Origin of the sequence: Komagataeibacter melomenusus (assembly GCF_013155395.1) — a bacterium.
Taxonomy (GTDB): domain Bacteria; phylum Pseudomonadota; class Alphaproteobacteria; order Acetobacterales; family Acetobacteraceae; genus Komagataeibacter; species Komagataeibacter melomenusus.
On sequence record NZ_JABJWC010000050.1, the window covers coordinates 1 to 20,789 of the forward strand.

Here is a 20,789-nt window from a genome sequence, read left to right on the forward strand (position 1 = left end):
TTGTATCCATGCGGTCGGGTTTCTGCCTGCTTGCTGTCGGATGGGGGCCGGTGCGCATGACCGGGCCGTTATGAAAAAGCGTAAGGTCGAACCGGGGAGCGCCCCAGTATTAACATGGCGCGTGAATGGAATAAGTTAGGGAATGTAACATCCTGCGCGGCAGGTGGAAGGGCCAAAACCGCCAAACGTTTCATAACCGGTTCTTTTGTGCGGCGGTGTGGTCATGACCACTCACCGCCGCCCCCGCATTGGGCGCAAGCCGGAGCAGGACGGGCAGCGCGAGCATGGCGACAGCGCCGCACAGGATGAAGGTCAGGCGGTAGTCCTGCATCTGGAGCGCGGGGGGCAGCACCAGCCGTGCCGAGGTCAGCACGCCGGCCGCAAAGCATATGCCCAGCGTGAGCATGACCTGCTGGGCGGTGGAATACAGGCTCGTTGCCGCCCCCATGCGCGCGGGTGGCATGTCGGCATAGGCGATGGTGTTGTAGCCGGTGTACACTGCGGTCTGCCCCATGCCGTTCAGGGCCAGCAGCACCAGCAGCACGGCCATGCCCATGCCGGGGTTGTACAGGGCCAGCAGCAGGCACGTGCAGGGCAGGCTCAGGCTGCTGGCGCACATGACGGCACGATAGCCCCGGGCGCGGTACAGCGAGGGGGCGCCAAAGCGCATGGCCAGCGCGCCAACGGGTATGATGAAGGTGATCAGCCCGCTCTGCGCCGCACTCGCGCCAAAGCGTGTCTGGAGCAGGGAAGGCAGGAGAAAGATGACGGCGCCCGTGGCGATGCGCGTGCACGCGCCTGCCAGGACCGAGATGCGGAAGGTGCTCACCCGCAGCAGCGACAGGTCAAGCAGCGGGTGGGCGAGCCTGCTGGCGTGGCGGATATAGGCCACGCTGCATACCGGCGGCAGCACGAGCAGGGCGCAGGCCACGATGCGGGCGGTGCCGGAATGGGTCAGCAGTTCCAGCCCGAAGATCAGTCCCGCGAGCCCCAGCGCGCACCACACGTTGCCTTTCAGGTCAAATGGCGGGGGGTGCGGCAGGCGCACCTGCGGAATGAACCGCCCGATCAGCCCGATGGCCAGCAGCCCGAGGGGGATGTTGACGTAGAATATCCATCGCCATGACAGCAGCGAGGTCAGCACGCCGCCCAGCACCGGGCCCGCCATGGGGCCGATGGTGGCGGTGAGCATGACCCACGCCATGGCCGACATCAGCTCCGACTTGGGCACGTTCTGCAGGATCACGAGTCGGCCCACCGGCACCATCATTGCCCCGCCCAGCCCCTGCACCAGCCGTGCGAGCGCCAGCACGGGCAGGTTGGGCGCAAGCCCGCCCAGCAGCGAGCCGCCAAGGAACACGATGATGGCCCAGCGCAGCGTGGTCCGGTTGCCGAACCGCTCGGCAATACGGCCCGAGGCCGGGATCAGGGCGGCAAGCCCCAGCATGTAGACCGTAAGCGTGATGCTGGTCTGCGGAATATCGACCTGGAAGTCGGTTGCCATGGCGGGCAGCGCCGTGGTCAGCGCCGTGCCATCGATCTGTTCCATCATCATCAGGCTCGACACGATCAGTGCCATGAGCCTTTTGCGCCGTGGAGAAAGCGGGGGCACGGCGGCGCCAGGTGCGGGTGATTTGGTTCGGGCTGTCGTCAAGGAGGGCATCGTCATGCATGATAGTAGGGGTACGGAACTGCAAGCGCCATCGTGGCGTTATGGGTCCACGCTACAAAACAGCGATATTACGGAGTGTGAATGATGTCGGAAGACAAGGCAAAAAACATCGAGACCAAGGCCGAAGGCATGGTTGATGAAGGCATTGGCCGCCTGAAGGACGCCGCAGGTGGCCTGACGGGCAATGTGGGCATGCAGGCCGAAGGCAAGGTCGACCAGCTTTCAGGCATGGCGCGGCAGGAATTCGCCGATCTGTATGATGAAGGCGAAGGCAAGCTCGAGCGCGCCGTGACCTTCGTGCGCGAACGCCCGCTGTTTTCCCTTGGTATCGCGGCAGTGCTCGGCACCATCATGGGGCTGATTTTCATCCCCCGCCGCAAGGGCTGATCACGGCTCGAGTCGTTTTTTTTCATTTTAAGGGACTCGATGAGTCCACAGCATCTTGCACAACCGTGCATAAAAATGGTTTCCATCCTTCCAGAACATGAATCTGGTGCGAATCGGGCCTGAACCCCCGATTCGCACCATGACGGGAAGGACTGGATGCCGGATTACACGCTTGAGCACGCCCATGGGGGACGGGTCGCCGGTGTCGATGAAGTCGGTCGCGGCCCGCTGGCTGGTCCGGTCGTGGCGGCGGCGGTCATGTTCCTCTCGGGCGTGCCGGGCAATCTGGCCAACACGCTTGATGACTCGAAAAAGCTCAGGCCAAAGGTCCGGCAGCAGCTTTATGATGCGCTGCATCAGGCCCCCGATGTCCTGATCGGGGTGGGGGCGGCCTCCGTGGCCGAAATCGAACACCACAATATCCTGCGCGCGTCATGGATCGCCATGCAGCGCGCGGTCGGCCGCCTGCCGCAATGGCCCGAACTGGTCCTGGTCGATGGCAACGCCGCGCCCGATTTCGGGTGCCCGGCGCAATGCGTCGTGGGGGGCGATGCGATCAGCCTGTCCATTGCCGCGGCCTCGGTCGTGGCCAAGGTCGTGCGCGACCGGGCCATGGAGCGCCTGGCACAGCGCTGGCCCGCCTATGGCTGGGAGCGCAATGCGGGCTACGGCACGCCCGTGCACCGCGCGGGGCTGATGGCCCACGGCGTCAGCCCCCATCATCGGGCGGCCTTCGGCACGGTGCGCCGCATCATGCAGGCTTCCGGTCCTTCTTCCTTACATTCAAGCGCGGAGCAGCCATCATGCTGAACAATTCATGAGCGGTGCGGTAATGATGGAATTGCCCCTTGACCAGGTGCTGCGCGGTGACTGCGTGGAAATGATGCGGACCCTGCCCGCAGGCTCGATCGACTGCGTGTTCGCCGATCCGCCCTATAACCTCCAGCTCAAGGGTGAGTTGCGCCGCCCCGATGACAGCGTGGTCGATGGCGTGGATGACGACTGGGACAAATTCGCCGACCTGCGGGCCTATGACGAATTCACCCGCGCCTGGCTGACCGAGGCGCGGCGCGTGCTGCGCAAGGATGGCACGATCTGGGTCATCGGCTCGTATCACAACATCTTCCGCATCGGCGCGATTTTGCAGGACCTGGGGTTCTGGATCCTCAATGACGTGATCTGGCGCAAGTCCAACCCCATGCCCAACTTCCGCGGGCGGCGCTTCACCAACGCGCATGAAACGCTGATCTGGGCCGCACGCGGGCCGGACAGCCGCTACCGCTTCAACTACCAGGCCATGAAGGCACTCAATGATGACGTGCAGATGCGCTCGGACTGGTACCTGCCGCTATGCACCGGCGGCGAGCGGCTGCGCAACGAGCACGGCCTGAAACTGCACCCCACCCAGAAGCCCGAAAGCCTGCTGCACCGCGTGCTCGTGGCCTCGACCAATGTGGATGACGTGGTGCTCGACCCCTTTACTGGCACCGGCACCACCACGGCCATGGCGCGCAGGCTGCGCCGCCGCTTTATCGGCATCGAGCGCCACCCCGACTATGCCGAGGCCGCGATCGGCCGCGCCCGGCGCGAAAAACCCGTGCCGCTCGACAGCGTGCTGACCACTCCCGCCCGGCGCGAAAGCCCGCGCGTGCCCTTTGGCGTGCTGGTCGAGCGTGGCATGGTGCCGGCGGGCACCGTGCTCATGGACCGGCAGAAGCGCGTGCGCGCCACGGTCTCGCCCGATGGCACGCTGGTCAGCGGGCGGCACCGGGGCTCCATTCACAAGATGGGGGCGACGCTGACCAACGCGCCCTCGTGCAATGGCTGGACGTTCTGGTATTTCGAACACGAAGGCGAACTGGTGCAACTCGATACGCTGCGCAGCGAGATCCGGGCGGAGCAGGCAGCCGTCGCCTCCTGATGGCGGGGGAAGGCAGGGTGGCATGAACCGGCGCCCCGACCCTGACGGGCCGCATGGCCTGCCCGGCATGAAATGGAACCCAGGCCGCCATGCGGCGCTGCTGACCGGGGAATACCTGTTCAGCCAGCTCATTCCCTATATCGGCAACAAGCGCAAGCTGCTCGGCCTGATTGCGCAGGCCATCGCGGCCACGGGCGAGGCGCCGCACGGCACCGACTTCATCGACCTGTTTGCCGGCACCGGCGTGGTGTCGCGCCTGGCCAAGCAGCTTGGCTTTCGCGTGCTGTGCAATGACTGGGAGCCCTATAGCGAGCAGATCAACCGCTGTTACGTGGTCCAGTCGCGCGCGCCGGTCTTTCATGGCGGGCGTGACTACGGGCAGGTCATGGCGGAACTCAATGCCCTGCCGCCGCTTGAGGGCTGGATCACCCGCCACCTGTGCCCTGATGATGACGTGCAGTACGACACCGCGCGCGACCGGATGTTCTACATGCGCAAGAATGGCATGCGCATCGACGCCATCCGCACGCAGATTGCGCGCTGGGAATACGATGGCCTGCTCGATGCCGGGCAGAAAGCCTGCCTGCTGGCCCCGCTGCTGTACAGCGCCAGCTACAACAGCAATACCAGCGGGCTGTTCAAGGGGTTCCATCGTGGCTGGGGCGGGCGCACGGGCACGGCGCTGTATCGCATTGCCGCCGACCTCATGCTGCGCCCGGCCGGGTTTATTGATAACGGGCATGAGCACAGGGTGCTGCGCATGGATGCCCACGCCCTGGCCGCCAGCCTGGCGGGGGAGGTGGGGGAGGCAGCCATCGCCTATATCGACCCGCCCTACAACCAGCACCCCTACGGCGCCAATTACCACGTGCTCAATACCATCGCCCTGTGGGATAGCCCGCCCCTTGCCCCCAAGATTACCGGGCGCGACAAGGCCGCCATACGCCAGGACTGGCGCACCGAGCGGCGCAGCCCCTACAACCATCGCAGGCAGGCGCTTGCAGCCTACCGGCACCTGCTCTCGGTGCTTGATACGCGCTGGATCGCCACGAGCTACAGCACCGATGGCTTCATTGCGCTCAAGGACATGCTGCGGGCCAATTGCGAGCGGGGCGCGGTGCAGGTCTTTACCCGCCCCTACAAGCGCTACCGCGTCAGCCGCCAGCGCTATTCCGCCCGCCCGCTGACGCTGGAATTCGTCGTGCTGACCAATACCCGCCGCCCGCCAGACCGTACGGCTGACGAGATATGGCACGAGGTCACCACCCTTGAGGCCGAGCTGAACGGGGATTCCTGAACAGGCCCCCCGCAGTCAGCCAGCCCCGATGGGCCTAGCTGCCGCCAAAGCCAAGGAACCCGATCGACGGATCGGCATGGCCGCCCGAGGCATCATAGCGCCGGTCGGGGGAGGCGGTGGTCGAGGCATGCCGGGGCATGGTGAGCGGCGGGGTATCGTCCTCGCCACTTTCAAGGTTGTTGGAGGCGAAATGCGGGTCGGCATCGGAGAAGGTGCGCATCGACAGCAGCAGGAAGGTGATGTCGTTGCGGTTGAGGTCGATCGCCATGTCGAGCGGCGTCTGGCCTAGCTGGTTCTGGGCCGTCATGTCAGCGCCGCGGTTCAGCGCTTCCTTCGCCGCGCCCAGGCTGCCACGGTTGATGGCATCGAACAGCGCATTGGTCGGGTTCATGTCGGAATTGGCATGGCCGTGCTCTTCCTCGCGCGATTCAGCGCCGGGGAGTGCCGCTGGCGGGGCTGCGGCCTTGGCCGCGCGGCGTTCCTCGGCCTTCTTGGCGGCATCGGCGGCTTCGGCCTCGGCTTCAGGGTCTTCGGCATCCTGCGCATGCGCCACATGCAGCGGCATGCACACGGCAGGAAGGCCCGCGAACAGGGCGGCGACAAGAAGATATATACCGGATCTGGAAATCATGTCCTGTCCCGAGAGTGAGCGTTCAGCCAGCCGCGCAACAGCCCTGCGCGGCCTGCCGGTTCTGCTGATTACCGCAAAATGATGGTTGATGCGACGATTAATCCACTTTCCCGCCACCGTGGCCGGAAAAGCCAGTTCAGCCAGCACCGTAAGCCTATCAGGGTGTTGTGGCTGAAGCGTGTGTCAGAACGCCGCCTTTTTGAAAAAAGGCAGCACCCCGGAACCTTTGTTGTTTTTTAACAATTATTTACGGCCATGTCGTTCCTCAGGGCCGGCTTTCGCGCCACCATGCCATGAACACCATCAGCAGTACGAACAGCCCCATGGCCCAGGCTGGCAGCACGGCACTGGCCTGCTGACCCGATACGCTGTGGGCATTGCGGGCGGGAAAGGCAAAGCGGCTGGCTGATGATGCGTGGCTTCCATCCGCCATCACCATCTCCGGCACGGAGGGGGCCTGCGCGTCCGCGCCCAGCCAGTGCACGCCGCCGCCGGTCGCCGCCGCCATGGGGCCAAGCACGGAAGCCGTGGCCCGCAGGTCGGCAAACTCCAGCGGGTCTTCCGCGCGCGGAGCGGCGAAGGCTTCATGCCCCGCGTCATCGCGCACGGTCCATATGCCCTCCTGCGTGGCGGGCAGGCGCGCGCGGGCGAGGCCGGTATTGCCCGCAGGTTCGAGAGTTACATTCTGGCTGGTGCCATCAGGCGCCGTGACATGCACCACCGGCGCGGGCCCGGTCGTGACCGAGCGGCGGGTGATGGTCATCTGCCCTGCCGTAATGCTCGCCTCAAGCTGGTTTTCCTCAAGTTCGGGCTCTTTCATCAGCCAGTGCGAGATGCGGCGCAGCAGTTCGGATTGCGGGCCGCCGCCCCCCTCGCCATGCGACCACAGCCAGGCCTGGTCGGACATGAGAAAGGCCACGCGCCCCTTGTCCGCATGGTCGAGCACCAGCAGGGGCTGGTGCTCGGGGCCGGTCATCAGCACCTCGCCCCGGGCGGAATCGCTGCGCAGGCTGCGATACCAAGGCCCCCAGCCCGGCCTGCCCCCCGCATGCTCGGGCGCGCCCGGCAGGCCGGAGGTGACCGGGTGGCGCATGCCGGTTTCGGTCAGGTCAGGCTGGAAGCGCCTGATGGCCATGCCCGCATCCGTGGTCACGTGCGCGGGCAGGATATCGGAAAGCGGGGTGTCCTGCAGTGATCCGGCGGTGAGGAATTCCGGCCCGCCAATCAGCAGCAGCCCGCCCCCCTCGCGGATGTGGTTGACGATGTTGCGCAGATAGGCCTCGGGCAGGATGCCGCGGTTTTCAAACCCGTCGAGAATGATGAGGTCGAACTGCCCCACCTTCTGCTGGAACAGTTCATTGACGGGGAAGGCGATCAGCGCCAGGTCGGAAAGCGGCGTGCCGTCATCACGGTCAGGCGGGCGCAGGATGGTGAAGTGCACGAGGTCAACCGAAGGATCGGCCTTGAGCAGCCGCCGCCACACGCGCTCGCCCTGGTTGGGCGTGCCGGACACCAGCAGCACGCGCAGCCGGTCGCGCACGCCGTTGATGCGGATGACATCGCGGTTGTTGCGCGTCGAGACCTCGCCGGGCAGTTCGGGGGCCGACAGGCCCACAAGCATTTCACCGGGATGGGTGACGGGCAGGGTAATGTCCTGTGGCGCGCCAATCTTCACGGGGCGGGTCAAGGTGGCGCCATCGCCCTGGGTGAGTGTCAGTTGCGTGCTCGCCCCCGGCCGGGCGGGGGCGCCCTGGTCATCAATCTGCACGCGGATGGTCACGTCCTTGCCCACAATGGCAAAGGGCGGGGCCTGCAGCACGCGCAGGTGGCGGTCGGTTTCCTCGCCTTTGCCAGTCAGCAGCACGTGCAGCGGCAGGCGCGTGCGGTGGCCGTGGCCATCATCGGGGTTGAGCGTGTCGGGCACGGCGGCGGGCACGTCATGGTCCTCGCCATCGGTAATCAGCACGGCGCCTGCCAGGCGCGAGGGTGGAATATCGGCCGCCGCCTGCTGCAGGGCTGCAAACAGCCGCGTGCCGCCATGCTGTGCCTCGCGCACGGTCACGATGCGCGGCACGAGGCCGGGCACGCGGTTCATGGCCGCCTGCACGCGGGCCGCCGCATTGCGCGCCATCTCGCTCCGGCCGCGCTCGTTCATCGAGGCCGACTGGTCCACCACCACAAGGGCTGTTTCAGGCAGGGGGTGCCATGTCTCGGTAATGCGCTGGGGGTTGTACAGCCATAAGGCAACGCCCAGCCCGGCCAGCAGCCGCCACACGCTGCCGCGCACGCGGCGGGCCAGGCCCCAGATGGCCAGGGCCACGCAGGCGGCCAGCAGCAGGTTGATGCCCCACGGCGGCACAAGCGGGCTGAGCGCCATCATGTGGCGCGACAGGTCAGGCATGCCGCTTACTCCCCAAGCCGTTTGAGCAGCGCAGGCACATGCACCTGGTCCGCCTTGTAGTTGCCGGTCAGGGCATAGATCACGGCATTCACGCCAAAACGGTAGGCCGTGACACGCTGCTCCGCCCCGTCGGGCACAGGGGCGTAGGGCGTGTTGCCCGTGTCATCCACCGCCCAGGCATGCGCCCAGTCATTGCTGCCGATAATGACCGGGCTGACCCCGTCATTGGTGCTGTCGCCCTCCTGCGCCACCCATACGGGCATGCCATCGTACCGGCCGGGAAAATCATGCAGCAGGTAGAAGGTGTGCGAGAGCACATGATGGCTGTCGAGCCGGGTGAGCGGCGGAATGTCCAGCCCTGCCGTCATGCGTTTCAGCGCTGCGGCCGTGCCCGGCGCCGTGCCGGTATAGCTGGCGGCACTGTCGGGCGCGGTGGCGGGATCCTGGCCCTGTGTGTCGATCAGCAGGATGCCGCCGTGGCGCATATAGGTGTTGAGTGCTGCCGTGCGGGCCGGGCTGGTGGGGGCATCGGGCGTGACCGGCCAGTAGATGAGCGGGTAATAGGACAGGTCATCCCGTTCCGGCGTCACGCCATCGGGGTGGCCCAGCACGGCAGAGGTGCGGGCATTGACGTAGTCCGACAGGCCCTGAAGCCCTTCCTTCGAGACATCGTCGATCTCGGAGTGACCGGTCACGATATAGGCCAGCCGGGTTTCGAGCGCGGCCCGCGGCACGTCGGGCGGTATGTCATCGGCTGCCTGCGCGTGGGGGGCGGCCATGCCCATGGCGCAGCACAGGGCCAGCGCCGCAAGCCCGCGCCCGCGCCATTGCCGCCCGCGCTGTATGATGCTGGCCAGCCCGTCGGCCAGCAGCAGCAGGGCGGCCAGCACGAGCAGTCCCGGCCCGATGGACAGGTCAGCCACCTGCCCGCGCAGGTCGGACACGGTGCCGATGGGAGGCTGGGCGGCAAGCGCTGCCGGGTCATCGCCCACATTGAGCGCGCGGCGGCTGTTGCGCGGGCCGTACAGCCCCGGCGGGTGTTCGGGGCTGGGGGCGGTGTGGCCAAAGGCATCGGCCCGCAGCGCCTGCGCGCCCGCGGGCGGGGCGACCAGCGTGCCGTCGCCATCAAGCGCCATGTAGGGGGCGAGCATGGTGGCGCCAGCGGGTGTCTCGATGCCTGAGGCCTGATCGATCAGGTGCTGGAGCATGCCCACGAACAGGCCGGAAAGCGGCAGGTTCGACCATTCCGCCGTGCTGGTTACATGGAACAGCACGACCTGCCCCGCGCCCAGTGCGGCGTGGGTGACCAGCGGCGTGCCATCATCGAGCCGCGCCCAGCTATGGCTGTCCAGATCGGTGGAAGGCTGGGCCAGCACCTGCCGCGACACCGTGACATCGGCCGGGATGTCCAGGTCATGGAACGGGGACGAAGCGGGGAAGGGGGCCAGATGTTCAGGCCTGCTCCATGACATGGCCCCGCCCAGTTCGCGCGCGCCTGCCATGAGCGGTACGGGCAGGAGCGGGTCGGCGGCCTGTGGCTGTGGCGCATCGCCACCGCCATCCGTGGTATCCGTGCCCTGAATGAGCAGCGGGCCGGCAAAGCGGATCAGCGTGCCGCCCGCGCGCACCCAGGCTGCGACTTTCTTGCGGTTTTCGGGGCTGCCCAACGTGCCATCGGGCGCGATGATGACCGAAAGCGGGCGCGCGAGCAGCGTATCGAGGTCGCCCTCGCGCAGTTCAGCCGTAGGTTGCAGCGCGCGGCGCAGGTAGAACAGGCTGCCCATCAGCGGCGTGTCGGAACTGCCGGTTGCAATCAGCCCCACCGGGCGCTGGCGCTCGCGTTCATCAAGCAGGCGGAGGCCCGCGGGCCCGGCCATGCCCTCGAGGGCGAGGTGATCGACCTTGTTGCGCAGTTCGGCCGGCAGGTCGGGGGCGAGATCGGCATGGTCGGCGCCCGCGGGCAGGTTGACCGGCAGCAGGCCCAGCGTGCCGCCGGTTGCGGTTTCAAGGCGGAGCTGGCCCGTGCGGGGGTGGTCACGCGGCACGGTGCGCAGGCGCGTGGCCAGGCTGGCCTGCGTGCTGGCAGGTGGGGCGAGCAGCATGATGTCGGATTGCGGCACCTGCATGTCATGCACGGGGCCGATGGCGGCAAGTGCTGCGGCAAACCCCGTGTCACCTGCCGTGGCCAGCCCGTCGGCCACATAGATGACCGGCCCGCGCCAGCCCTGGCCCGCAAGGGCTGTGAGCGCATGGGTGGCCGCAAGGCGGTCGGTGGGCCAGGCGCGGGGCAGCATCGGGTCGATCTGGCCGCGCAGCAGGTCGGCCTGCAGGGCGGGCTGGACCGTGATGGGGTCGAGCGCGTCGTTGCGCGCGGTCAGCAGCAGGCGCGCGGTGTGGCCGGTGCGGGCAAGGTGGTCGAGCAGGCCATCAAGCGCGTGGAGGCGCTGCGACCACGTGCCCGCCGCAGCCCAGCCGTTATCAAGCACGATCAGGCAGTCGGCATCGGGCAGGCCGCCCTGCCCGCGCGGAAAGACCGGCTGCGCCAGCCCCAGCACCAGCCCCAGCACCGCCAGGCAGCGCAGCAGCACGCGCCACAGCGGGGCGGAGGTCGCATCAGGCGGCGGGGCGGCAAGTGTTGCAAGCAGCCGCATGGGCGGGAAGGACTGCGTGCGCGGCGCGGGCGGGCGGGCATGCAGCAGCCACCACACGGCGGGCAGGGCCAGCAGGCCCAGCAGCATCCACGGTGCGAGCAGGATCATGAGCGCCCTCCCGCCGCAAGCAGGGTGTGCAGCGCCATCAGCGCCGCAAGGGGGGGCTGGTCGGTCATGTGCAGCACCGGCGGGCTGCCCGCGGCCATGCACAGCGTGCGCAACTGCGCCTGGTGGCGCTGCCAGATCACGGCATAGTCCTGTTGCAGCGTGGGGCTGCCATAAAGCAGGCGGCCCGTGTCTTCCTCCACGCCGGTAAAGCGGGTGGGGCCGGAATAGGGCAGGGTGGTCTCCGCCGGGTCGAGGGTTTCCACCAGCGTGGCGATGGCCTGCCGCGTGGCTAGCAGGCGCAGGAAGCCCTGCAGTTGCGCAGGCGGATAAAGCCCGTCGCCAAACAGCAGCACGCGGCTGCGGGCGGGAATGGCCGCGGCAGGGGGCAGGTCAGGCATATCGGGCGCCTGGCGCAGGGCGGTGAGCAGCGCATGGGCCATCTGTTCGAGCGCGCGGTGGCCGTGCAGGCGCAGCGGCGGCGTTGCGGGGCTGGTGGCCAGCAGGCGGATCTGCTCGCCCTGCCGCAGCAGCATGGCCGCACTGGCCAGCGCCAGCAAAAAGGCCCGCTCGGCCTTGGGCGGCAGGGCGGGATCAGAATGCCAGCGCATGGAGGCGCTATTATCGCACCAGATGCATATGGTGTGGGGAGTCTGGGCTTCGCGCTCGCGCACGAAGGCCCGGTCACTCCGCGCCGACTGCCGCCAGTCAATCGCGCTGGCCGCCTCGCCCTGTGTGGCAGGGCGGTATTGCCAGAACTCGTCGCCCTGGCCCGCCTTGCGCCGCGCATGGCTGCCCTGGCCCACCGTGCGCGCCAGGCGTTCGGCAGCCACGAGCAGGGCGGGCAGCCTGCCTGCCAGGTCATCGGCCAGCGCGGTGGCGGTGATGGCGTTGCGCGGCAGGAACCCCGCCTGCGCCGCCTCCGGCGCGGGGCGGGATGCGCCGGGCGCGCGGGCCGTATTCGGGATCAGCCGTGACAGGAAGGAGGGAAAGACGGCCAATGTCAGCCGATCCGTCCGGCCAGCGTATCGATCAGCGTGGACAGGCGCAGGTTTTCCGCCCGCGCGGTAAAGGACAGCGCCATGCGGTGGGCCAAAATGGGGTGGGCCAGCGCCACCACGTCCTCGATGGTGGGGGAAAGCCTGCCATCCAGCAGGGCGCGGGCACGGGTGGCCAGCATCAGCGCCTGTGCGGCACGCGGGCCCGGCCCCCAGGCCACGGCCTCGCGGATGGCGGGGTCATCGCTGGTCTCGGGGCGTGCCGCGCGCACGAGGCGCACGATCGCATCGACCACCTGCTCGCCCACCGGCAGGGCGCGCACCAGTGCCTGCGCCTCGATCACGTCAGCCGCCGTGAGCACGGGGCTGGCGGTGGTGGTGGTGGTGCCGGTGGTGGCCAGCAGCATGGCGCGCTCGGCCTCGGCGGTGGGGAAGTCGAGCGTGACCTGCATCAGGAAGCGGTCAAGCTGCGCCTCGGGCAGGGGGTAGGTGCCTTCCTGCTCGATGGGGTTCTGGGTGGCCAGCACATGGAAGGGGCGGGGCAGCGGGTGGTTGGTGCCCGCAATCGCCACCTCGCGCTCCTGCATGGCCTGCAGCAGGGCCGACTGCGTGCGCGGGCTGGCGCGGTTGATCTCGTCGGCCATGAGCAACTGGCAGAACACCGGCCCCGCCACGAAGCGGAAGCTGCGGCGGCCGGCCTCGTCCTCATCCAGGATTTCGCTGCCCAGAATATCGGCGGGCATGAGGTCGGGCGTGAACTGCACGCGCCGCGCGTCCATGCCCAGCACGTGACCCAGCGTTGTGACCAGCAGCGTCTTGCCCAGCCCCGGCGCGCCCACCAAAAGCGCGTGCCCGCCCGCCACGATGGTGGTCAGCACCAGGTCGATCACCCGGTCCTGCCCCAGTATGACGCGGCCGATTTCCGCCCGTGCCGCGCGCAGGCGCGCGCCCATGTCCTCGGCCCGGGCCGCGATCTGCGCGCCGGTCAGGGAGGGGGGGGATGTCATGCCCGCCTGCGGCGCTGCATGGAGGGGGGAGGTATCATCCATGGTCATCATTCCAACAGTCTGACAGGTCCGGGGGTTTCATCAAGGCAGTGTTGATCCCTATATCAAGTCCAGCAGCTTCCATAGTGTCGGGTTAACGCAATTGATGGACGATTTCGAGACAGGACAGAACCCGCCGGCCCGCGCGCCGGGGCAGGCGGGAACATGCGGCGCGCTGCCGTTCGTGATCAGGCGCGACGGAACGTGGCTGTACCGTGGCTCCCCCATCCGCCGCAAGCCGATGGTCTGCCTGTTCGCCTCCACCCTGCGGCGTGATGCGCAGGGCGGCTTCAGGCTCCAGACGCCGGTGGAGCAGGGCACGATCGAGGTGGAGGACGCCCCCTTCGTGGCCAACCACCTTGAATGGCACGGCTGCGGGCGGGGGCAGGTGCTCTCGTTTCGCACCAATGTCGATCAGGTCATCTGCGCAGGCCCCGACCACCCGATTCGATGTGACTGGAACGTGCCGTGCGAAGGCTGTGGCACTGGCCCCGTGCCCTACCTGCATGTGCGCGACGGCGATGGCGCGCTGCCCATCGAGGCCCGCATCGCCCGCCCGGTGTACTACGAACTCGCCGCCCTTGCAGTGGAGGGGCACTGCCAGGGCGTGCCCTGCCTTGGTGTGTGGAGCCAGCACGTATTCTTCCCGCTGGCCGCCGTAGAGGCGGCTTCGTGACCAGCCCGCTCGCCACGCTGGCCCACGCCATGCCCGGGGTGCTGCAACAGCTTGACCGGATCTGGACCGTCATCCCCGATGCAAGACTGGTGGGCGGCGCGGTGCGCGACCTGCTGCGCGGGCAGGCGGTGGCCGATATCGACCTGGCCTGCGCCGCCCCGCCCGATGCGGTGATGGCCATGCTGAAGGCTGCGGGAATACGGGTCGTGCCCACCGGCCTTGCGCATGGCACGGTTACCGCCGTCATCGACCGCCGCCCCTTCGAGATCACGACCCTGCGGCGCGATGAGGAAACCGATGGCCGCCACGCCACCGTGGCCTGGACGCAGGACTGGCGCGAGGATGCGGCACGGCGTGACTTCACCATCAACGCCATGTCATGCGACAGCGCGGGCGTGGTGCATGATTATTTTGGCGGCCAGGCCGACCTTGCGGTAGGCTGCGTGCGTTTTGTAGGCGATGCCCGCCTGCGCATTACCGAGGATGCGCTGCGGGTCCTGCGCTTCTTCCGCTTTCAGGCCCGTTATGGCCGCGGCCAGCCGGACCCGCAGGCGATCGCTGCCATCACGGATCTTGCCGCGCTGATCGACCGCCTCTCGGTCGAGCGGATATGGTCGGAACTGCGGCGCATCCTGACAGGTCCCGAAGTGGTGCGCACGCTACGGCAGATGCACGATTGCGGCGTGCTGGCCCACGTTCTGCCCGAGGGCTGCGATATTCCCCGCCTCGGGCGGCTGCTGGCCTGTGGCGCGCCAGATGAGCCGGTGCTGCGTCTGGCTGCACTGGTGGCGGGCGACGCACGCGCGGTGGCGCGGCGGCTTAAACTTTCGCGCGCGGAAACGGGGGCGCTGGCGCATGCGCGCGGTGAGCCGGTGCCGTGCCCCGGCCTTGACGCGCCTGCCACGCTGCGCCTGCTGGCCGACCATGCGGCGCGTGACCTGATCTGGCGCGCATGGCTGCGGCAGGCGGATCGGCTCGGCCACCCCGATGCCGGGTGGGACGACCTTCGCCACAGGCTTGCGCATACGCCGCCGCCGGTCTTTCCGCTCAACGGCAGTGACGTGATGAAGGCGGGCTGCCCGCCCGGTGCCGCAGTGGGGCAGGTGCTGGGGCAGGTGCGGCACTGGTGGCTGGAGCAGGGCTGCGCGCCCGACCATGCCGCCTGCATGATGCGCCTGCGCGCCGTGCTGGGTGAAGGCGTTGCGCGCGCCACATAATTTGTAACCGCATGTCGCAGTGCTTTGTTTTGCGCTGGCTTGCGGCTATAGGCCGATTGATGAACGCAATAAAAATGACCGCGCCGGATCGTGCGGCGGTGCCTGATGCACAGGCGTCGTCACGCCGCCTCATGCGGCGGCTGTGGCGTGATGAACTGGCCCGCCACAAGCTGCGTATCATGGCCGTGATGGTGCTGACGGCGCTCATGGCCATATTCAGCGCGCTCTACCCGCTGGTGATCCAGCGCGCGCTCGACATGTTTGCCGATCATGACCCGCGCATCCTGTACCAGGTGCCCATTCTGGTGGTGGTGATTACGGTGGCCAAGGCCATCTCGCAATACGGGCAGTCGATTGCGGTGCAGTCGCTGGTGCTGCTGGTCATCCGCGGCCTGCAGGGGCGCATGTTCCACCATCTGGTCAATGCCGACATCTCGCGCATCGAGACCGAGGCCCCCGCCCAGATCGCAGCCCGCTTCACCACCGATGCCGTCTCGATTCGCGAGGCGATGATCCGCGCCACCAACGCGCTGGGCGATGCGGTGACCGTGGTGGGGCTGATCGCCTCCATGCTGTACATGGACTGGGAACTCAGCCTGATCGCCGCCGTGCTCTATCCCATCGCCGCCCTGCCGGTGCGCCGCCTGGGCAAGCGGCTGCGGCGGGAATCCGGTGGCGTGCATGAACAGATTGGCGAGACCAGCGCCATGCTGGCCGAAAGTTTTGGCCAGTCGCGCACCATTCGCGTCTATCGCCTTGAAACCGAGGAGGAGGGCCGCGCCGCCCGCGTGCTCGACACCCTGCACGACCGCCTGCTGCGCATTGCCCGTGGGCGCGCGCGCGTGGACCCGATGCTTGAGGTGCTGGGCGGCATTGCGGTAGCTGCCGTGCTGGGCTTTGCGGGCTGGCGGGCCACGCAGGGGGGGGGCACGCTGGGCGATTTTTCGGGCTTTGTGGCGGCCCTGCTGCTTGCCGCGCGCCCGCTGCGCGCACTCGGCACGCTCAACATCGCCCTGCAGGAAGGGCTTGGTGGCCTGCAGCGCGTATTCGACGTGATTGACGAGCCCGTGGCCGTGGCCCAGGCGCCCGATGCCATCAGCCTGCCCGCAGGTGGTGGCGACCTGCGCTTCGAGCAGGTCGCCTTTCGCTACCCCGATGGGCGCATGGGGCTGAACGGGCTGGATTTCGTGGCCGCTCCTGGCCTGACCGTGGCCCTTGTCGGCCCTTCGGGGGCAGGCAAGTCTACCGCACTCTCGCTCATTCCGCGCCTGCATGATGTCACTGGCGGGCGCATCACGCTCGATGGCGTGGACCTGCGCCGCCTGATCCTGGCCGACCTGCGCGATGCCATTGCCTATGTCAGTCAGGACACGCTCCTGTTCGACCTGCCGGTCATCGACAACATCCGCATGGGCAACCCGCAGGCGACTGACGCGCAGGTGCATGAAGCCGCGCGGGCTGCGGCGGCCGATACGTTCATCCAGGCCCTGCCACAGGGCTATGCCACCGTGGTCGGCCCCGGCGGGCAGCGCCTCTCGGGCGGACAGCGGCAGCGCGTGGCGCTGGCCCGCGCCCTGCTGCGCAACCCGCGCGTGCTTTTGCTTGATGAGGCGACAAGCGCGCTTGATAGCGAGAGCGAGGCCATCGTGCAGGAGGCGCTGACCCATCTGCGCCACGGGCGCACGACCATCGTGGTGGCGCATCGGCTTTCCACCGTGCGTTCGGCGGATCTGGTGGTGGTGATCGCGCAGGGGCAGGCGGTGGAATGTGGCACGCATGACGCGCTGATGGAGCACGATGGCCTGTATGCCCGCATGGTGCGCAATCAGGCCTTCACGCTCTGAGGCGGCAGGCGAATGTGCACCTGGGCCGGGGTTGGCGGTTGAAGTGTGGCAAGCTTCGTGCAATGGATTGACCGACCCGTTCGGTCAATGCGTGGATGACAGGATCAGGGGCTGCAATCAAAGTGATGATGAGGGAAGCAGATGGCCGCGGACGAAGGCAAGGCACCTGAAGACGGACAGGACAAGCAGAAAAAGGAAGTATCCCCGCGCCGCAAGCTGATCCTGATCGGCCTTGTCGTGGTGGTGGTGGTGCTTGGCGCGCTCTACTGGTTCCTGCATCGCAACGAGGTGGAAACCGATGACGCCTTTACCGCAGGCCGCGCCGTGGCGGTGGCCCCGCATGTGTCGGGCTACGTGACCGAGCTGCTGGTCAATGACAACCAGTTCGTTCACCAGGGCGATATCATTGCCCGTATTGATGACCGTAACTGGCGCGCCCAGCGTGATCAGGCGGCTGCCGCCGTCGATATCGCGCGCGCGCAGGTGCAGAACTATACCCTGCTGACCGAAGTGGCCAAAAAGAACTTCCCCGGTCACCTCATGGTGGCGCAGGGTCAGTTGCAGCAGGCCCAGGCGCAGGAATTCCGGGCCGAGACCGATTACCGCCGCCAGCATGGCGTCACCCGTGAGGCGACATCGCAGCAGAACATCGATTACGCCACGGCAGCGCTGAACGCGGCCAGGGCGCAGGTGCTCGAAGCCCAGGGCAACCTTGAGACCGCGCTGCCCGTCATCCCCAACATTGCCAGCACCGAGGCCCGCGTAAGCGAGCAGCAGGCCACCCTGGCCCAGGCCGAGGCGCGGCTGCGCGAGGCGGAACTGAACGTGGAATGGACCACCATCCGCGCCCCGCATGATGGCTGGATCTCGCAGCGCAACATCGAGCGCGGCACCTATGTCACCGCAGGCCAGACGGTCGTGTCCGTGGTGGAGCCTGAAGTATGGGTCGTGGCCAACTACAAGGAAACGCAGCTTACCCACATGCGCCCCGGCCAGAAGGTGGATATCGCGATCGATGCCTATCCGTTCCTGAAACTGAAGGGGCATGTTGACTCGCTGCAGCTTGGCACGGGGGCGACCTTCAGCGCCTTCCCGCCCGAGAATGCCACCGGCAACTACGTGAAGATCGTGCAGCGCGTGCCGGTCAAGATCCTGATCGACGAGGGGCTGCGCGCCGACCTGCCGCTCTCCCTCGGCATGTCGGTTGAGCCTACGGTCCATACGGAATGAGCGCGCAGGCAGCGCCTGCGGCCCCGGCGGATGGCGCGGGCTGGAAACCGAAGCACAATCCGTGGCTGATCGCCGTGGTGGTGACGGTGGCCGCCTTCATGGAAATTCTCGATACCACCATCGTCAACGTGGCGCTGCCGCATATCGCGGGCAGCCTGTCCTCCACCTATGATGATGCGACCTGGACCCTGACCTCCTACCTGGTGGCCAACGGCATCGTGCTCACCATATCGGGCTGGTTGGGCAAGCTGTTCGGGCGCAAGCGCTATTTCCTGATCTGCATTGCCATGTTCTCGCTCTCGTCGTTCCTGTGCGGCATTGCGACGAGCCTGCCCGAGCTGATCCTCTTCCGCCTGATGCAGGGTTTTTTTGGTGGTGGGCTCCAGCCCAACCAGCAATCCATCATCCTTGACACCTTCCCGCCCGACAAGCGGGCCGCGGCCTTTGGCCTGACGGCCATCGCCACCGTGGTCGCCCCCGTGCTCGGCCCGTCGCTGGGCGGGTGGATTACGGATAACTACTCGTGGCGGTGGGTGTTCTTTATCAACGTGCCGGTGGGCATCCTAGCCACCATCGCGGTGTCGATCATGGTGGATGACCCGCCCTGGGCGCGCAAGCAGCATGCGCCGCTCGACTTCGTGGGGATCGGGCTGATCACCATCGGCTTTGGCTGCCTTGAGGTGGCCGTTGACCGGGGCGAGGACGAGGACTGGTTCGGCTCGCGCATTATCGTCACCATGGCCATCCTCGCCTTCCTCGGCATTGGTGGCGCCATCATCTGGCTGCTGCGGGCGAAGAACCCGGCGGTGGACCTGCGCGTGTTCAAGGACCGCAACTTCGCGGTGGGCACCGGGCTGATGGGGGCGGTGGGCGCGCTGCTCTATTCCTCGGCCATTATCGTGCCGCAGTTCTCGCAGCAGATCATGGGATATACCGCAACGCTGTCGGGACTGATCCTCTCACCCGGCGGCATTGTGGTGATCATGCTGATCCCGCTTGTGGGCATCGCGATGAAATATGTGCAGTTGCGCTATATCATCGCGCTGGGCTTCTTCCTGATGGGCATTTCCATGATCTGGTCGGCGCAACTGGTGCCTGACCTTGATTTCCGCCATCTGGTGCTGTTCCGCATGAGCCAGACGGGCACGATGGCCTTCCTGTTCGTGCCGATCTCGACCATTACCTATGCCACCTTGCCCCGCAGCCTGAACGCCGATGGCTCGGCACTGTTCAGCATGGCGCGTAACGTGCTGGGTTCGCTCAGCATTTCAGGTGCGACCGCCATGGTGACGGAACTGCGCCAGGCGCACCAGAACCAGATGGTGCACTGGATGACGCCCTACCATCAGCCCTTTAACGAATATCTGGCCCAGAGCCGGGCGGTTGCGGTGATGCGTGGCTACGCGCAGGGCGCGCTCAATAACGTGGCGATGGGGCGGCTGTACAAGGAGTTCCAGCGCCAGGTTGCGATCCTTGCCTATAACGAGGTCTTCATGATTCTCGGTATCGGGTGCATGCTGGTCGTGCCATTCTGCTTTCTCATGTCGCCGCTCAAGGGCGGAGACAAGTAATGCATGAAAGTTTTTGGTGAAGCCTTTTTCAAAAAGCTTCGAAGGACGCCGCCTCTTTGAAAAAAGGCGGCGTCCGGAAACTTTTGTCATTCTAGGCGAGAGGGATCATGACAGGCATAATACGGGTTGTCTGCACGGCAGTGATTGAACGCGAGCGCCTGCTCGTCGTGCGCAAGCGTGGCACTACGGCCTTCATGCTGCCCGGCGGCAAGCCGGAGGCCGGTGAAAGCCCGCAGCAGGCATTATTGCGTGAAATTGACGAGGAACTGGGCTGCGCCCTGAGCGTGGGCGCGGAACTGGCAGGCGATTTTTCAGCGCCCGCTGCCAATGAGCCGGGCTATACCGTGCAGGCCCGCATCTGGACCGGGCGGCTTGAAGGCACGCCTGCCATTGCTGCTGAAATTGCGGAACTGCGCTGGATTACGGCAGCCGAGGCCGCCGGGCTGTGCCTTGCCCCGCTGCTTAGTGGCAAGACATGGACGGCCCTGGCCCGCGCGGGCCTCATGCCTCAACTGGCTGTGGCGTAAGGTGCGAAATAGGCGGCAAGCTTGGCGTAGATCTTTTTTTTTATGCCGACATTGAGGTGGGGCAACTGCGCAAGGTCCACCCATTTCCATAAATCGAACTCGGCGGGCTGGTGCGTATCCAGCCGTATGTCCCCGTCCTGCCCGGTAAAGCGCAGGGCGAACCATTGCTGCGTCTGCCCCCGGTAGCGGCCGCCGAGCGCCTTGCCAATCAGGTGGGCGGGCAGGTCGTAGCTGAGCCATTCGGGATAGGCGGCGAGGATCTCGGCTTTATCGGTGCCGATTTCCTCATGCAGTTCGCGCAAGACGGCAACCTGCGGGGTCTCGCCTGCATCAATGCCGCCCTGCGGGCACTGCCACACGCCCTCATCCGGCGGGCCACCCGCGCCCGGCATGTCGGTGCGGCGGGCGACGAGCACCTGCCCGCGCGGGTTGAACACAAGCGCACCCACATTGGGGCGGTAGGGCAGGGTAGTCTGGCTGGTCATGAAAGCTGGCCTTCCGGCACGGTCAGGGGTGAGCCGGCGCGGCGGGAACCGCAGGCGTTGCCGGGACCGCGGGGGCCTGCTTTTCCGCCGGTGCGGGCGGCGGGGCAGGGGTTGCGGGTGGCGTTGCATC

17 protein-coding genes are annotated in these 20,789 nt (G+C 67.0%); 10 read left to right on the forward strand and 7 right to left on the reverse strand.

Translation table 11 applies throughout. The annotated features are described in order from the left end of the window. Positions 1-190 precede the first annotated feature (190 nt). Complete coding sequence (locus HNW77_RS14665) at positions 191-1,579, reverse strand: MFS transporter (RefSeq protein ID WP_172158620.1); 1,389 nt, start codon at positions 1,577-1,579, stop codon at positions 191-193. A gap of 177 nt (positions 1,580-1,756) precedes the next feature. Between HNW77_RS14665 and HNW77_RS14670 the strand changes: the two genes are divergently transcribed. The 4 genes from HNW77_RS14670 to HNW77_RS14685 all read left to right on the forward strand — a co-directional run bounded on the left by HNW77_RS14670 (position 1,757) and on the right by HNW77_RS14685 (position 5,277). After that, entirely contained in the window at positions 1,757-2,059 is a 303-nt protein-coding gene (locus HNW77_RS14670) for a CsbD family protein (protein ID WP_172158640.1), read from the forward strand. 156 nt (positions 2,060-2,215) lie between these two features. After that, complete coding sequence (locus HNW77_RS14675; RefSeq protein WP_172158622.1) at positions 2,216-2,869, forward strand: ribonuclease HII; 654 nt, start codon at positions 2,216-2,218, stop codon at positions 2,867-2,869. A 7-nt stretch (positions 2,870-2,876) separates the two neighbouring features. Further along, complete coding sequence (locus HNW77_RS14680) at positions 2,877-3,980, forward strand: site-specific DNA-methyltransferase (RefSeq protein WP_130730303.1); 1,104 nt, start codon at positions 2,877-2,879, stop codon at positions 3,978-3,980. A gap of 22 nt (positions 3,981-4,002) precedes the next feature. Then, complete coding sequence (locus HNW77_RS14685) at positions 4,003-5,277, forward strand: DNA adenine methylase (protein WP_172158624.1); 1,275 nt, start codon at positions 4,003-4,005, stop codon at positions 5,275-5,277. 34 nt (positions 5,278-5,311) lie between these two features. Here HNW77_RS14685 and HNW77_RS14690 read toward each other — a convergent pair whose 3' ends face one another. The 5 genes from HNW77_RS14690 to HNW77_RS14710 all read right to left on the reverse strand — a co-directional run bounded on the left by HNW77_RS14690 (position 5,312) and on the right by HNW77_RS14710 (position 13,121). Further along, positions 5,312-5,908, reverse strand: a complete 597-nt coding sequence (locus tag HNW77_RS14690) for an ankyrin repeat domain-containing protein (protein ID WP_172158625.1) — start codon at positions 5,906-5,908, stop codon at positions 5,312-5,314. A 265-nt stretch (positions 5,909-6,173) separates the two neighbouring features. Beyond that, positions 6,174-8,309 (reverse strand): VWA domain-containing protein, encoded by a 2,136-nt coding sequence (locus HNW77_RS14695; protein ID WP_172158627.1) that lies wholly within the window; start codon positions 8,307-8,309, stop codon positions 6,174-6,176. Positions 8,310-8,314: 5 nt separating this feature from the next. After that, positions 8,315-11,068, reverse strand: a complete 2,754-nt coding sequence (locus HNW77_RS14700) for a DUF4159 domain-containing protein (protein ID WP_172158628.1) — start codon at positions 11,066-11,068, stop codon at positions 8,315-8,317. Further along, entirely contained in the window at positions 11,065-12,066 is a 1,002-nt protein-coding gene (locus HNW77_RS14705; RefSeq protein ID WP_241694501.1) for a DUF58 domain-containing protein, read from the reverse strand. The genes HNW77_RS14700 and HNW77_RS14705 overlap by 4 nt, the downstream gene beginning before the upstream one ends. Positions 12,067-12,068: 2 nt before the next feature. Then, positions 12,069-13,121 carry an AAA family ATPase gene (locus tag HNW77_RS14710; RefSeq protein ID WP_172158630.1) on the reverse strand — a complete coding sequence of 351 codons (1,053 nt, stop codon included), beginning with the start codon at positions 13,119-13,121 and terminating at the stop codon, positions 12,069-12,071. Positions 13,122-13,215: 94 nt separating this feature from the next. Here HNW77_RS14710 and HNW77_RS14715 point away from each other — a divergent pair, with 94 nt between their 5' ends. The 6 genes from HNW77_RS14715 to HNW77_RS14740 all read left to right on the forward strand — a co-directional run bounded on the left by HNW77_RS14715 (position 13,216) and on the right by HNW77_RS14740 (position 20,174). Then, the gene (locus HNW77_RS14715) at positions 13,216-13,785 is read left to right on the forward strand and encodes a DUF1285 domain-containing protein (RefSeq protein ID WP_172158631.1); all 570 of its coding nucleotides are present in this window, start codon (positions 13,216-13,218) and stop codon (positions 13,783-13,785) included. A gap of 29 nt (positions 13,786-13,814) precedes the next feature. Further along, positions 13,815-15,002, forward strand: a complete 1,188-nt coding sequence (locus tag HNW77_RS14720) for a CCA tRNA nucleotidyltransferase (protein ID WP_172158642.1) — start codon at positions 13,815-13,817, stop codon at positions 15,000-15,002. 74 nt (positions 15,003-15,076) lie between these two features. Beyond that, positions 15,077-16,846, forward strand: coding sequence for an ABC transporter ATP-binding protein (locus tag HNW77_RS14725; RefSeq protein ID WP_241694502.1), 1,770 nt, complete (start codon positions 15,077-15,079; stop codon positions 16,844-16,846). 141 nt (positions 16,847-16,987) lie between these two features. Continuing rightward, positions 16,988-18,076: an HlyD family secretion protein gene (locus HNW77_RS14730; protein WP_172158634.1), complete on the forward strand. Its 1,089-nt coding sequence runs from the start codon at positions 16,988-16,990 to the stop codon at positions 18,074-18,076. After that, positions 18,073-19,647 carry a DHA2 family efflux MFS transporter permease subunit gene (locus HNW77_RS14735; protein ID WP_172158636.1) on the forward strand — a complete coding sequence of 525 codons (1,575 nt, stop codon included), beginning with the start codon at positions 18,073-18,075 and terminating at the stop codon, positions 19,645-19,647. The genes HNW77_RS14730 and HNW77_RS14735 overlap by 4 nt, the downstream gene beginning before the upstream one ends. Before the next feature lie 107 nt (positions 19,648-19,754). Then, on the forward strand, positions 19,755-20,174 hold the full coding sequence (locus HNW77_RS14740; RefSeq protein WP_172158637.1) for an NUDIX hydrolase: 420 nt from the start codon (positions 19,755-19,757) through the stop codon (positions 20,172-20,174). On the opposite strand, the gene HNW77_RS14745 is transcribed toward HNW77_RS14740, so the two are convergent. Continuing rightward, positions 20,156-20,659 carry an RNA pyrophosphohydrolase gene (locus HNW77_RS14745; RefSeq protein ID WP_172158639.1) on the reverse strand — a complete coding sequence of 168 codons (504 nt, stop codon included), beginning with the start codon at positions 20,657-20,659 and terminating at the stop codon, positions 20,156-20,158. The genes HNW77_RS14740 and HNW77_RS14745 overlap by 19 nt on opposite strands. Positions 20,660-20,789: the final 130 nt, after the last annotated feature.